Consider the following 13,914-nt stretch of genomic DNA (forward strand, 5'->3'; position numbering starts at 1 on the left):
AATATTGTCCACTGTCGACCAAATGACCTTTCAGTGGTGACCATATGGCGCTCTCGACGGATAGATCTAAAGTTGTAAAAGCACTGGCGAATCGGAGCATACGTGCTCCGTCTCTTACCGAGCTGGCCTTTCGAGAGATCGAAGGGATGATTATCACCGGCGAGCTGGAGACCGGCGAGCGTCTCAATGACTCGCAGCTTGCCAAGCGCTTTGGGATAAGCCGTGGGCCGGTCCGCGAGGCGATCGGGCGCCTAGCTGCCGCGGGGCTGGTAGAGATGATCCAGAATCGTGGCGCCTACGTCCGAGTGATCGATGTCGAGGACGCACTGGAGATTTATGATATTCGAGCTGCGCTGGAGCGTGCCGGGGTGGCGGGAGCGGCTCGCAATATGACCCCCGAACTGCTGGTACGCCTACGGGATCAAGTTGCCCTCATGGATCGCTGCGAACAGGAAGGTGACCGCGAAGGCTACTTCAACGGCAACCTGGAGTTCCATCGCCTAATCCATGAGGTGGCCGGCAATGCGCGCTTGCTCGAACTTTGCGAACGCTTTGCCCGCGAGCTCAAGCTTTTTCGTCACCTCTCGTTGATCACTGCCGGTATACACCAGTCCAATCAGGAACATCACCAGATTCTTGCGGCGCTGGAGGAGGGCGACGCCGACAAGGCGGCCGCGGCCATGGAGGCCCATGTATGGCAGGCAAAGGCCCGCCTGATGACGCTTGCCGAGAATCTCAAAGGCAAACCGCACGACCTCAGAACCTCCAGTACCCGATAGTGCCGTAACCCCTCAACGTTATACGAGCACGGTCCTGGTTGCCTTGCCAAGGGCGCGGAGCTGTCCGGCCTCGACGTGCCCGGTCATTGCCTCTAAGCTGCGCAGAGCGTCGCGAGCCTCGAGCGCCGTCACGATCTCGCGATGTTCGCGATTGGAGTCGAGCATGCCGTCACCGCTGACCAGGCCACGCGAACGGAACAGGTGCAGTTGTCGCACGAGGTCGTGGTAGGTCGTGATCAGTCGCCGGTTACCGGTCGCCGACACCAGGAAGTCGTGGAAAGTCAGGTTCGGTGCGTAGTAGCGATCAAAGTCGTTGGCCCGAGCAGCCTCCTCCATCTGTTCTATCAACTGCTTTAGGTAGGCCAGTTGCGAGTCGTCGATCCGCTGGGCCAGTAGCATGCCGGCATAGCCGAAGATCCCGGCACGAATCTCATATACCTCACGTGCCTCCTCCTCGCTGATCACCCGAATGAATACACCCCGGTTGGGGATCAACTGTACCAGCCCCATAGCAGCCAGAGTTCGGCATGCCTCTCGCACGGGGCCTCGGCTGATGCCTAGCTGATTGGCCAGCGCGTTCTCATTGATGCGCTCCCCCGGCATGAATAGGCCACCAAGAATCATGCGCTCAATCTCAAGCTGGGCAAGGTTAGTCAGCGAGTGGGCCTGCAGCGGGCCGTTTGCGGGGGCTAGAGTGTTCACGGTTGTCGCTCTTGGTTTGTTAACTGTAAGCAATTTTCAATTAATACTTTAGCATAACTTTCATCGCCATTACAGCTAACTAAACGAGTGTGTTTGTCTCGGGGTACTGAATATTGTTGACAGTTTACGGCTGGGCATGGTTACTTGTGGCAAGAATACTACGTGCACCCGGTAGGGCCGGTGCATCACCAAGATCGAGAAGGCTCGCGATACGCCCATGATCAACAGCGCTCCATCAGATACCTCGCGTCAGCGGATTGATATGGTCTTGGCCATAGTGATCGGCACTATGGGCGGTGGGGTGGCGAGCGCGCTGGGAGTACCGCTGCCCTGGATGTTAGGGCCGTTTCTCGCTTGTGCGGGGGCGTCGATTGCTGGGCTCAGGCTTATGGGGCTGCCGAGGGGGCGCGAGGTTGGGCAAGTGGTAGTGGGCCTGGCGATTGGTATGCGCATGACCGCCGCCGCACTGGCCACCACCCTTGCCCTGTTGCCGGCGATGTTCTTCGGCACGCTTTTCATAATAGTCATGACCATGCTTGCAGCACTGCTCTTGATGCCACTGGCACGGGTTGATGCGCGCACGGCGTTCTTCGCTACGGCGGCGGCGGGGATGGCCGACATGGCCACTGTGGCTCAGCAGCGCGGCGGCGATCCCGACGTAGTTTCGCTGATGCATGCGATCCGTGTGGCCTCTGTGGTGGCAGTGGTGCCTGTCATGGTGTTCGCTTTCGGCGAGCCCGGCGTGCTGGTGGAGAGTGCCACACAAGCTAGCCGCTCACTGGTTGCCCTGGCTCTGGCGCTGGGACTGGCTCTGGCCACTGCGCTACTGATTCGTCCGCTGCCATTTCCCAACCCTTGGCTGGTGGGGCCGATTTTCCTGGGCGCGGCGTTGAGTGGGTCGGGCATGCTAATAGTGGCGGTGCCCGAACTATTGATTGTGCTGGCGCAATGGCTGATAGGCATTTCGCTGGGTTGCCGGTTCAAGCGCGCACTACTGTTTCGTCTCCCGCGGGTGGTGGCGGCGGCGCTGGCAGTATCAGCCTACATGATCATGGCGTCCGCTGGAGCTGCCTGGATCATGGCGGCCCTGAGCGGGCTTCCGTACGTGACCAGCTTCCTGGCGCTGGCTCCGGCTGCGGTGACCGAGATGGTGATCACCGCAAAGGTGATGAATCTGGATGCTGAGGTGGTTGCGGCTTTTCACGTGATGCGTATTGCGGTGATCGCCTCCACCATCTTAGTGACTTTTACCTTGTTCGAACGACTCGCAAGGCGACTGCGCGGCGCGTTTGGCTAGCGTGGTGTGGCGCCAAACGCAACATGCTGCTTCAGCAGTGGCAGCGTGTCGCTCCAACCAAGAGGAATAAATTATGTCCCTGCGCTCCGATGTAACTCGTGCACTGGCTGAATGGATCGTCGACTGCGATTTGGAAAAGATTCCCGCCAATATACAGCGCGAAGGCGTACGCACCTTCGTTAACTGGCTGGGTTGCGCGGTAGGCGGTGCTCGCCATGAGACAGTCGACCGCGCGCTGGCAGCGGTGACGCCATTTTCGGGTCAGCCGACCTCCACGGTGCTGGGCCGGGGTGAAAAACTCGACGCGCTGCACGCCGCGCTGCTCAACGGCATAACCTCGCATGTGCTCGACTACGATGATACCCACCTTAAAACCATCATTCATCCAGCGGGGCCGGTGGCATCGGCATTGATGGCGGTGGCCGAGACCCGTCCGGTATCTGGCCGGGAGTTCCTCAATGCCCTGATTGTCGGCATTGAGGTCGAGTGCCGGATCGGCAACTCGGTCTACCCGCACCACTATGATCGCGGTTGGCATATCACCGGCACCGCCGGGGTATTCGGCGCCGCCGCCGCGGTTGGTCGCCTGCTGGGCTTGAGCGTACAGCAGATGACGTGGGCACTGGGCATCGCGGCTACCCAGTCGTCGGGTTTCCGCGAGATGTTCGGCACTATGTGCAAAAGCTTCCATCCAGGGCGTGCCGCCCAGAACGGTGCCGTGGCTGCCTACCTTGCCCATGCCAACTTTGACTCCTCCGAGCATGCCATTGAAGCGCCGCGCGGCTTCGCCAGCGTGATGTCGGACAAGCAGGACTATAACGAGATTCTCGGCGCGCTGGGCGAGACCTGGGAAGCTGGCCTCAACTCCTACAAGCCGTTCGCATGCGGCATCGTGATCCATCCCGCCATCGATGGCTGCATCCAGCTCCGCGAGGAGTTAGGCGACGACGTGGGGAAGATATCGCGCGTTGAACTGGTGGCGCATCCACTGGTGCTGGAGCTCACCGGCAAAACCGAGCCTAAGACCGGCCTTGAGGGTAAGTTCAGTGTCTTTCACTCGGCGGCGGCGGCCCTTCTACGCGGCGATGGCTCACCCACTGCCTTCACCGACGAGGCTGTCACCGATCCCGAGTTGATGGCCATGCGCCGTAAGGTCGAGGTAACTACGGACAAGGCCTGCCACGAAGCCTCGGTCACCATTACCGTGACGTTGGAGGGCGGAGAGCGCCTGGAGAAGCACATCGAGCGCGCCATCGGTTCGCTCGAGAAACCACTCACCAATGAGCAGATCGACACTAAATTTCGTGGCCAGGCAGTGCTGGTGATCGGCGAGGCCGCCTGTGAAGCGCTGCTCGCACAGGCTTGGACGCTGCCCGAGATGACTAGCGTCGGCAAGCTGGCCGCCACCAGCCTGCCACGTTGAACTCGCTGCGTCACACAACCACGACGATTCGAAAGGAGAGCAGCATGTCACAGCATCACCTCACTCTTGGCGTCCTCAACGGCGACGACATCGGCCATGAAATCGTGCCGGCCTCGGTTCAGGTGGCTCAGGCTGCAGCCGAGCATTGTGGGCTGTCAATCGACTGGAGGCATATGCCCCTGGGGCGCAAAGCCCTCGACGAACTCGGCACCACCATGCCCGAGGGCACCTTGGAAACGCTGGCCACTTTTGATGGCTTCATACTGGGGCCGATAGGCCACCGCGAGTATCCCAAGGTGGACGGTGCGATCAACCCGCACCCCATCCTGCGCAAGAAGTTTGACCTATTCGCCAACGTGCGGCCGACCCGCTCCTACCCGGATATTGGCTGCATCTACGACGATATCGACTTAGTGATCGTGCGCGAGAACAACGAGGGCTTCCAGCCCGACCGCAATGTGGTCGCTGGTTCAGGCGAGTTTCGACCCACCGAGGAAGTGACCATCTCGGTGCGCGTGATTTCCCGCGAGGGCAGCCGCAAGGTTGCCACTGCGGCTCTTGAGCTGGCGCGTGCCCGCAACAAACGTCTCACCGTCGTGCACAAGAACACCGTCTACAAGTTGGGATGCGGCATGTTTGTCGAGGAGTGCTATAAGGCGGCGGAGGACTATCCGGATGTGACTGTTGACGAAGCCATCGTCGATACCTTCGCCATGCACTTGATCCGTAATCCTCAGCAGTTCGACGTAGTGGTCACCACCAACATGTTCGGCGACATCCTTACCGACGAGGCCGCCGGCCTGGTGGGGGGCCTGGGCATGGCACCCGGTTTGTGCATCGGCCGCGGTGACATCGCCATGGCCCAGGCGACCCACGGCTCAGCACCCGACATCGCCGGGACTGGACTGGCTAACCCCTACGCCATGATAGAGTCGACGCGCATGCTCATTGAGTGGCTGGGTCGCCGCCATGGGCTGCCTGAAGCCCAGGCCACAGCCGACCTGATGCGCAAAGGCATTGAGGCAGCTCTCGCAGACCCAGCCAAGCGCACGCCTGACATTCGTGGTACTGGTCGCCTAAGCGATATGGTCGACGGCATGCTATCTGCCATTGATAAGGAAGCTCGCCATGCGTAATCATAGGATTGCCGCGATTCCTGCGGACGGCATTGGGCCGGAGGTGATCGGGGCCGGCTGCGAGGTGCTGCGGGCCCTGGCCAAGGCAGACGGTGGCTTCTCGTTAGATATCGAATGGTTCGACTGGGGATCCGACTACTATCGCCAGCATGGCGTGATGATGCCCGCAGATGGCGTCGAGAGGGTGTGTGGCTTCGACGCCATTTACTTCGGTGCGGTGGGCGACACCCAAATCCCCGATGACATCACCCTATGGGGCTTGCGTTTAGCGATCTGTCAGGGGCTCGACCAATACGCCAACGTGCGTCCCACTCGCTTGCTGCCCGGAATTTCCGGGCCCCTTAGGTCGACCCTAGGCGAGGCGATCGACTGGCTGATCGTGCGCGAGAACTCCGAGGGAGAATACGCCGGTGTGGGTGGCCGGGCACACCGCGGGCTGCCGCTCGAGGTTGGAATGGACGTGGCGGTGTTCACACGAAGCGGCATTGAGCGCATTGCTCGCTTTGCCTGCGAGGCAGCGCTGACAAGACCACGGCGGCGGCTCACCATCGTCACCAAGTCCAACGCCCAGCGACACGGTATGGTGATGTGGGATCAAGTGTGCCAAGAGGTGGTCAGAGATTATCCGCAGCTCGATGTCGACTGGATGCTAGTCGATGCCATGACCACACGCATGGTGCTAGATCCCAGTAGCATCGACACGGTACTTGCCACCAACCTGCATGCCGACATCCTCTCCGACTTGGCCTCGGCACTGGGCGGTAGCCTGGGCATCGGCGCCACCGGTAACCTCAACCCTGAGCGTAGCGTTCCATCGATGTTCGAGCCGATCCACGGCACAGCTTTCGATCTTACCGGCAAGGGTGTGGCCAATCCTATTGGCGCGTTCTGGACCGCTAGCTTGATGCTCGAGTATCTGGGTGAGCACAAGGCTGCCGACAGCCTGATGCAGGCTATCGAGTCTGTCACTGGGCGTGTGGACGCAGTTCTACCATTAGATTTGGGCGGTCAAGCAGACACTGCTGCAGTTACGCGAGCAGTGATAGAAACGCTTCGACAAATATATCTGAATACTGTTGACAGTTGACTATGGCGGGGCTTACATTCAAGAGGCTAGTGGCTCGTAGACTACCCTCTTGTCCGCATGGCCTGGTGGTGCTCTAGCTATTGCACCATATGCATGAGCGGCCGAGCCAAGACAGTTTTAACGCCAGCAGCGACTAGTATCGCTAAATGACTCTTAGGGAGGCATCATAATGACAAACTACTCACGCCGAACCGTTCTGAAATTTGCCGCCGCAGGTGCCGCTTCGACTGTGCTTGCCCCGTCTATGTTGATGGCCCAGAGTAACGGTTGGCCCGAGCGCCCGCTTAATATGGTGGTGCCTTTTGCTACCGGCGGCTACAATGATCGACTGGCTCGGGCCTTTATTCCTTTCCTTCAAGAAGAACTTGGTCAGCCGCTGAGCGTGGCCAATCGCCCTGGCGCTGGGACCCAGTTAGGGAATACTTATTTTCTGCAGCAGCCCAATGACGGTTACACGCTGCAGTGCAATTCTGTCGCCCCTTACATTCCATTGACCATCCTGCTGCAAGATGCCCCATATTCGGCAGATGATTTCCAGATGATCAACCTACCGTCGCGAGATTTCACGTTAGCTGCGGCGCCGGGTGACTCAGATTTGGAGAATATGGAGGAGGTAATCTCACGCTTGCGCGAAGATCCTCGCAGTCTCAGCCTAGGTGTGCAGCCGGCCTCTGCAGATTATCTCAACTTGATGCTAATGCTGAACGCGGCAGGCATCGATAGCTCTGCTATCCGCCTAGTGACCTATGACGGGGGTGGACCGGCCCGTAACGCTGCTGCTGGGGGACATGTTGATGTTGCTTTCGTAGGCGGTGAGGGCTTCCTGCCACTTGCGGATCGAATTAAACCGCTGATGGCATTTTCTCAGGATCGAGTTGATGTTTTCCCAGATACCATGTCGTCCGGTGAGCTTTCTGAGTCTATTAGTGAGGAAGTCGAGAGTGTTGAGGGTTCCCAGCGTGGCTGGGTGGTATCCAGAGCATTTGTTGATGAGCACCCTGACCGTTACGAAATACTGGTTGATGCTATTGAGCGTGCTACCAAAAACCCTGAGTGCATCGAGGCACTAGAAGAACAGCAGTTGGCCACTACTTGGTATGGTCCTGAACAATCTCAGGAAGACTACTTGGCTAATTTCGAATCACTCGAGCGGCATATCGATCTACTTCGCGAATCTTAATGCGTCTGCCCTCTGGCCAGCTATTGGCTAGGGGGCGGGTTTTTATTTTTGCTTTCGGTCGTGGAGTATTCTGCCATGCGAATCGGCAATAATCATTATACAGTCGATTGGGGGCACTTGCTGGTCGTCACTGTGATCGCCGTAATTTGTGCGGCATACTTGCGTGATACACTTGCCACCTCGACACATGTCAATAACATTCTTTTTGTATTGCCTGCGGTAATCATAGCGTTGATGCTATGTTTTGCGATTCTACCGCAGATTGTTCGAAGGGCAGATCCAGATAAGGGGACGAGTAATAAACAGACCCGGCTGGATGTCAAGCCAGGTGAGCAGGCGACAACGCAAAGCTGGTCCGAGCTGGGTTGGATAGCGCTCTTAATTGTTTGCTTTGGGGCTTATGTCTATTTGTTAGATCGTATCGGCTTTGACGTAGCCAGCTGGCTCTTTATTACTTTGGGGTTGTTCATATGTGGTGAGCGTCGCCTATTATCTTTGGTGATTTACCCGCCGATTGCGACCACATTGATTGTAGTTGGCTTTAATGCGCTGATACCTTATCCCATGTACACGCTGATTTTCTGAGGTCCATTATGATTGATTTAGTCGCTTCCAGCGCGGCATTACAGTTACTGGCCTCCTCCCCTGATGCCTGGCTGTGGGTTATACCCGGGCTAGTTATCGGCTTGGTATTTGGTGCTATGCCAGGTATTTCTATTACCATGGCCATGGCGATTTTCTTGCCGGCCACTCTTTATATGGATTTCCTGCCGGCCATTATTTTTCTTACTTCAATGTATACTGGTGCAGGCTTTGGTGGGTCCGTGCCCGCTATTCTTATGAATATCCCCGGGACGTCATCAGCAGTCGCAACGACTTTTGATGGCTACCCGATGGCTCGGGATGGACGACACAACGAGGCCATGGGGGTTGCGCTGACCTCATCAGTTTTTGGCATGTTACTGAGCTATTCGGTGCTCTTTCTAGTTATTTCACCGCTGGCCGATATCGTACTCGGTATTGGGCCACTCGAGATGCTCGTAATTGCGCTGTGGGGTATTCTGCTGCTCGGGTCGCTAGCCGGCAAGCATATGACCCGGGGCATATTGGCCGGAATATTTGGTTTAATATTGGGTACCGTAGGAATGAATACAGCCGGCTATATGCGAGGCACTATGGGCGTGCCTTGGCTACTCGACGGTATTCCTGTTGTGCCAGCAATGATGGGACTGCTGGCTGCTAGCCAGTTATTTAATCTAGTGAATTCTAATTTTCTAGTAGAAGATGAGTCCAAGCGGGGGATTAATGCTGGGAAAATATTCTATGGATTTAGGTTGGCATTCAAGCACCCTGTTGTCATTCTCCGTGGTTCTTTCATTGGGGTTTTTATAGGGGCGATTCCAGGGGTCGGGTCCTCGATTTCTAATTTGCTCTCGTATGCTTATACTAAGCGAGGAGATGACAATCCTGAAACCTTCGGTGAAGGTAATCCAAAGGGTGTTGTAGCTGCAGAAAGTGCCAACTCAAGTTCGGAGGGTGGTGCTATGGCTACTATGTTGGCACTGGGCATCCCTGGGGGGGGGGCGACGGCTATACTGCTAGCGGCTTTTGCCATGCACAACATCGTTGGTGGGCCTAGCTTTATCGCTAATAATCAGGAAATTGTTTATGCGATCTTGTTCTCTAATTTTGCCCAGGGGATTTTGCTGTTAGGCGTCGGTCTAGGCTTTGTGTTCGTTGCCAGTTCTGTAGTGAGAGTTCCACTGCGTTATCTAGTTCCAACGGTTCTTTCGGTGGCTTGCTTCGGCGCCTATGCGGTAGATGGAAGTATGGCAGGTCCCATTACCTTATTTGTATTCTCAGTGATTGGCTGGATGATGGCACGTTATGGTTACCCTGTGGCAGCGGTAGTGGTAGGCTTGCTATTAGGTGGTCTGGTTGAAACGCAACTGCTGCGCTCTAATCAGGTAAGTGGTGGCGATTTCACCTACTTGTTTGACCGTCCTGCGGCTATGGCTATTATTGGTGTCATTGTGTTCTCTATGGGCTTCACTGCTTGGGCTAAGCAGCGTCGTAAACGTCGCTCATTACAATCTTTGAGTGATTAATAAATATCTTTCTTATCACTTCGGCCCTCTTGAAGGGCCGTATTTTTTGGTTCGACCTGCCGGATACCGGATGATAAAGTGAGCCGAATATGACTGCTATCACTGCACAAGCTCTTAAACATCACCTAGCAAATAATGAACAAGAAATTGCTTTTCTCGATGTTCGTGAGTTAGGTGAATTTGGCCTGGGCCACCCATTCCATGCCGTTAATATTCCCCTCAGCCGACTAGAGGCGTGCATTGGGCGGTTAGTGCCGCGTCATGGAGTCCCAATCGTAGTTACTGACGAGAGAGATGAAGGTCGCGCAAGATACGCTGTGCGTCGCCTACAATCCCTAGGTTATTGTAAACTGTCGTTTTTGAGTGGTGGCGTTAAGGCCTGGCAAGCAGCTGGCTATGGCGTTTTTTCAGGCGTCAATGTAGTGAGTAAAACATTTGGTGAATTGGTACATAAATGCTTTAGCACCCCGCCGATAAATGCATCGACGCTAGCTGATTGGAAAGAACAAGGAAAAAGTTTTTTTGTGATTGATGGTCGTCCGATTGATGAATACCATAAGATGAACATTCCGGGTGGTATTTGTTGCCCCAATGGCGAGTTGGCCAAGCGGCTATCATCAATACTTGACGGCGATACTACATCACCAGTTGTAATTAACTGTGCAGGGCGCACTCGCAGTATTATTGGTGCGCAGACCTTGAAGTGGCTGGATATCGATAACCCTGTCTTCGCACTAGAGAATGGAACTCAAGGCTGGCGGCTGGCAGGGTTTGAGCTTGAGCATGGCAGTACTCGCCATTATCCACGTGTTGTCCGATCAAGTGCCTCGAGCGGTGCTGCTGCACGCCAACTCGCCATGAAGCATGGCGCTCAGTCAATAGATACACGGACGGCGCAATCATGGCTGGATGATGATCAGCGCACTACTTATATATTTGACGTGCGAAGTGCTGAAGAGTATCAGCATGCCACTCTTAATGGTGCAGTACATGCTCCTGGTGGTCAGCTGATTCAGGCAACGGATCAATGGGTAGGTGTCCGTGGTGCACGCCTCTTGCTTATCGACGACGATGAATGCCGCGCTCCGCTTACTGCCACTTGGCTTACTCTGATGGGCTTTGAGACCGCTTGGCTATGTGGAGGGACGAAACAGTGGTCAGGGTTGGTTTCCTGTGTTGAGCGAACGATGCTCTCTTTCGCGCTTACTGCTCCGCCTGCTAGTAATCTTGAGATGGCCATGGACCCGAATACGCTACTGCTGGACTTTCGACCAGGGATGAAGTTTCGCAAGGTACACTTGCCTGGATCACGCTGGGTCAATCGGTCTATTCTTAAATGCCAGTTGTCAGAGTTCGATAGAAATCAACTGGTAGTGCTTGTCGGCGACGCCGATGGTGCCGCTTGTCTAGAGCCGGACCTTGTGATGTTGGGGTTTAAGCGTGTAGCTTGGTTGAGGGATGACTTTGATACTTGGGAAAAGAATGGAGTCGAGCTAGAAAGCACCCCAAACTATCCCGGCGATTCTTGTTGTATCGACTATTTGTTCTTTGTCCATGACCGTCATGATGGAAACTTTGAAGCTTCTCGCCGCTACTTGGCGTGGGAAACCGGTTTGCTAGCCCAGCTTGATGCCCAAGAGAGAAATGTTTTTAACATTTAGGTGCTGTATTCGATGTTATTAATTTTCTCTTGACAAGCAATTTTCGACTTTTAATATTCTTGAGTCGCCAGCTATTGAGAGGTTTTGTTAAAATCCTTTTGGTTTCTAGTATAGGTAATATTATATGGCCTATTTTGTCACCTTGGTCCGTCCGCTAAGAGTTTAACATGACTTCATAGCCACTCATAAAAGCATTTAGGGTTGTTTTATGCAGGGGCTTAATATATAAAATGCGCGCTTCGATATGTGGGCTCGGTTCGAGTTATATGTCAATTTTAGTGTTGTTTCTTCTATTAAGCGGTGTTTTGATTTTAAGCTTTTGCTTTTCCATTTGCAACTGGCTATTTTAAGCTCACGAAGCAGTAGAGTGTAATGCATTGAAGTTCTTATGAGGAGAAAATAATGAATTCCAGCAGCGCCAGCGGCAAGGTGTGGTCACCGGTGGTCACGCCGTTTCACGACGACCTGTCCCCCGACCTGCCACGCTACATCGAGCACTGCCAATGGCTGGTCGACAACGACGTGGGCCTGGCCGTGTTCGGCACCAACTCCGAGGCCAATTCGCTGAGCGTGAGTCACAAGCAGCAGCTGCTCGATGCCCTGGTCGAGGCCGGCATACCGGGCAGCCGACTGATGCCGGGCACCGGCAGCTGTGCCATCGAGGACGCCGTGACGCTGAGCCGGCACGCCCTGCAGGCGGGTTGCCACGGGGTGCTGATGCTGCCGCCTTTCTACTACAAGAACGTGCCCGATGAGGGCCTCTATCGCTACTTCGCAGAAGTGGTCGAGCGGGTCGGCGATGCGACGCTCAAGATATATCTCTACCACATCCCACCGGTGGCCCAGGTGCCGATCAGCCTCGGCTTGATCGAGCGGCTGCGCAAGGCCTATCCCGAGACCTTCGTCGGTATCAAGGACAGCTCGGGCGACTGGGATAACACCCGGGCGATGATCCAGCAGTTCGCCGGCGATGGCTTCCAGGTCTATGCCGGCAACGAGCGGTTCCTGCTGCAGACCATGCGCGAGGGCGGCGCAGGCTGCATCAGCGCCACCGCCAACGTCAACGGCCGGGCCATTGTGGCACTGGCCAAGCAGTGGCAGCAGAGCGACGCCGACCAGGCACAGCTGGCGCTGAATGCCACCCGTGAGGTGTTCGAAGGCTTTCCGATGATCCCTGCGCTCAAGTCGGCGATCGCCGACTTCCGCGATAGTGCCGACTGGTGCCGGGTGCGTCCGCCGCTGGTGGCGCTGGACGAGGCGCAGCGTGGTCAGCTCGCCACCGCGCTCAATGAGCACGGCTTCTCCATGTGAGTGCAGGAACCCTTCGATGACGCAACGCAATCGTAAGCTGGCCGGTATCCTCAATCTCCACGATTTCGAGGTGGCGGCCAGGAAGAAACTGCCGCGGCCAATCTTCGGCTACGTGTACAACGCCGCCGAGGACCGCAAGACCTATCAGGCCAACCGCAGTGCCTTCGACGACTACCGCTTCGTGCCGCGCACCTTCGTCAATGTCTCGTCGATCTCGCTCGAGACCACGCTGTTCGGTGAAACCCACCAGGCACCCTTCGGCATCGCGCCGATGGGCATCAGCGCTATCTCCGCCTACCGTGGCGACCTGGTGCTGGCGCAGGCGGCCAAGCATGCCGGCATTCCGATGATTCTCAGCGGCGCCTCGCTGATCCCCATGGAAGAGGTCGCCGCCAGCGGCGGCACCGACTGGTTTCAGGCCTACCTGCCAGGCACGCCGGATGCCATCGAGGCGCTGATCAGGCGCGTCAAGCGCGCCGGTTTCCAGAACCTAGTGGTGACTCTGGACTATCCGGTGCCGCCCAATCCCGAGCACAATATCCGCAGCGGCTTCTCATCGCCGCTCAAGCCTACCGCGCGGCTGGCGGTGGACGGTCTGCTGCGGCCGCGCTGGCTGCTGGATACCTTCTGCCGCACGCTGCTGCGCCACGGCATGCCGCACTTCGAGAACAACTACGCCCAGCGCGGCGCGCCGATCATCTCGCGGCACGTGGCCCGCGACTTTTCCGGCCGCAGCCACTTCGACTGGGAGTACCTCGACCTGGTACGCCGGCTGTGGCCGGGGCGCCTGGTGGTCAAGGGCGTGCTGCACCCCGAGGATGCGGTGCGCGCGCGTGATGCCGGGGTCGACGGCATCATCCTCTCCAACCACGGCGGGCGCCAGCTGGACGGTACCGTCTCGCCACTGCAGGTGCTGCCGCGGGTGGTGGCCGATGTCCCGGATATCCCGATCATGATCGACAGTGGCTTCCGCCGCGGCAGCGACGTGATCAAGGCGCTGGCGCTAGGGGCCAGCTTCGTGTTCCTCGGGCGGCCCTTCAACTACGCCGCGGCCTGTGCCGGCGAGGCCGGGGTGCGCCATGCCGCGACCCTGCTGGCCGATGAGGTGCGCCGCGACCTGGCGCTGCTCGGCGTCACCGAGATCGGCGCCCTGGGCCGCGAGCATCTCTACGAGACCAGCCGCCTGGCCAGCGGCGCCTGATCACAACCATAAGTCACCAGGAAGCCTTG

Annotated in this window: 12 protein-coding genes; 11 read left to right on the top strand and 1 reads right to left on the bottom strand. The window is 56.9% G+C overall.

The window, feature by feature from the left end; genetic code table 11:
• The first annotated feature begins 44 nt into the window (after positions 1-44).
• Positions 45-779 carry a hypothetical protein gene (locus BWR19_00465; GenBank protein APX91547.1) on the top strand — a complete coding sequence of 245 codons (735 nt, stop codon included), beginning with the start codon at positions 45-47 and terminating at the stop codon, positions 777-779.
• Positions 780-797: 18 nt separating this feature from the next.
• Here BWR19_00465 and BWR19_00470 read toward each other — a convergent pair whose 3' ends face one another.
• Entirely contained in the window at positions 798-1,481 is a 684-nt protein-coding gene (locus BWR19_00470; protein ID APX91548.1) for a hypothetical protein, read from the bottom strand.
• A 262-nt stretch (positions 1,482-1,743) separates the two neighbouring features.
• Between BWR19_00470 and BWR19_00475 the strand changes: the two genes are divergently transcribed.
• From BWR19_00475 to BWR19_00520, 10 genes are all read left to right on the top strand, one after another.
• Positions 1,744-2,778 carry an ammonia monooxygenase gene (locus BWR19_00475; GenBank protein APX94838.1) on the top strand — a complete coding sequence of 345 codons (1,035 nt, stop codon included), beginning with the start codon at positions 1,744-1,746 and terminating at the stop codon, positions 2,776-2,778.
• 73 nt (positions 2,779-2,851) lie between these two features.
• Positions 2,852-4,201, top strand: coding sequence for a 2-methylcitrate dehydratase (locus BWR19_00480; GenBank protein APX91549.1), 1,350 nt, complete (start codon positions 2,852-2,854; stop codon positions 4,199-4,201).
• Between the two features lie 44 nt (positions 4,202-4,245).
• On the top strand, positions 4,246-5,337 hold the full coding sequence (locus BWR19_00485; protein APX91550.1) for a 3-isopropylmalate dehydrogenase: 1,092 nt from the start codon (positions 4,246-4,248) through the stop codon (positions 5,335-5,337).
• Positions 5,330-6,424 (top strand): tartrate dehydrogenase, encoded by a 1,095-nt coding sequence (locus tag BWR19_00490; GenBank protein APX91551.1) that lies wholly within the window; start codon positions 5,330-5,332, stop codon positions 6,422-6,424. Before BWR19_00485 ends, BWR19_00490 begins: the two co-directional genes overlap by 8 nt.
• Before the next feature lie 169 nt (positions 6,425-6,593).
• Complete coding sequence (locus BWR19_00495; protein ID APX91552.1) at positions 6,594-7,604, top strand: hypothetical protein; 1,011 nt, start codon at positions 6,594-6,596, stop codon at positions 7,602-7,604.
• 75 nt (positions 7,605-7,679) lie between these two features.
• Positions 7,680-8,189, top strand: a complete 510-nt coding sequence (locus tag BWR19_00500; protein APX91553.1) for a hypothetical protein — start codon at positions 7,680-7,682, stop codon at positions 8,187-8,189.
• Positions 8,190-8,197: 8 nt separating this feature from the next.
• Positions 8,198-9,712, top strand: a complete 1,515-nt coding sequence (locus tag BWR19_00505; GenBank protein APX91554.1) for a hypothetical protein — start codon at positions 8,198-8,200, stop codon at positions 9,710-9,712.
• A gap of 89 nt (positions 9,713-9,801) precedes the next feature.
• A complete protein-coding gene (locus BWR19_00510; GenBank protein APX91555.1) occupies positions 9,802-11,373 on the top strand; it encodes a hypothetical protein in 1,572 nt (523 codons plus the stop codon).
• 402 nt (positions 11,374-11,775) lie between these two features.
• The gene (locus BWR19_00515; GenBank protein ID APX91556.1) at positions 11,776-12,684 is read left to right on the top strand and encodes a dihydrodipicolinate synthase family protein; all 909 of its coding nucleotides are present in this window, start codon (positions 11,776-11,778) and stop codon (positions 12,682-12,684) included.
• A gap of 16 nt (positions 12,685-12,700) precedes the next feature.
• Positions 12,701-13,885, top strand: a complete 1,185-nt coding sequence (locus BWR19_00520) for an alpha-hydroxy-acid oxidizing enzyme (protein APX91557.1) — start codon at positions 12,701-12,703, stop codon at positions 13,883-13,885.
• Positions 13,886-13,914: the final 29 nt, after the last annotated feature.

The organism is Halomonas sp. 1513 (genome assembly GCA_001971685.1).
Taxonomy (GTDB): Bacteria; Pseudomonadota; Gammaproteobacteria; order Pseudomonadales; family Halomonadaceae; genus Franzmannia.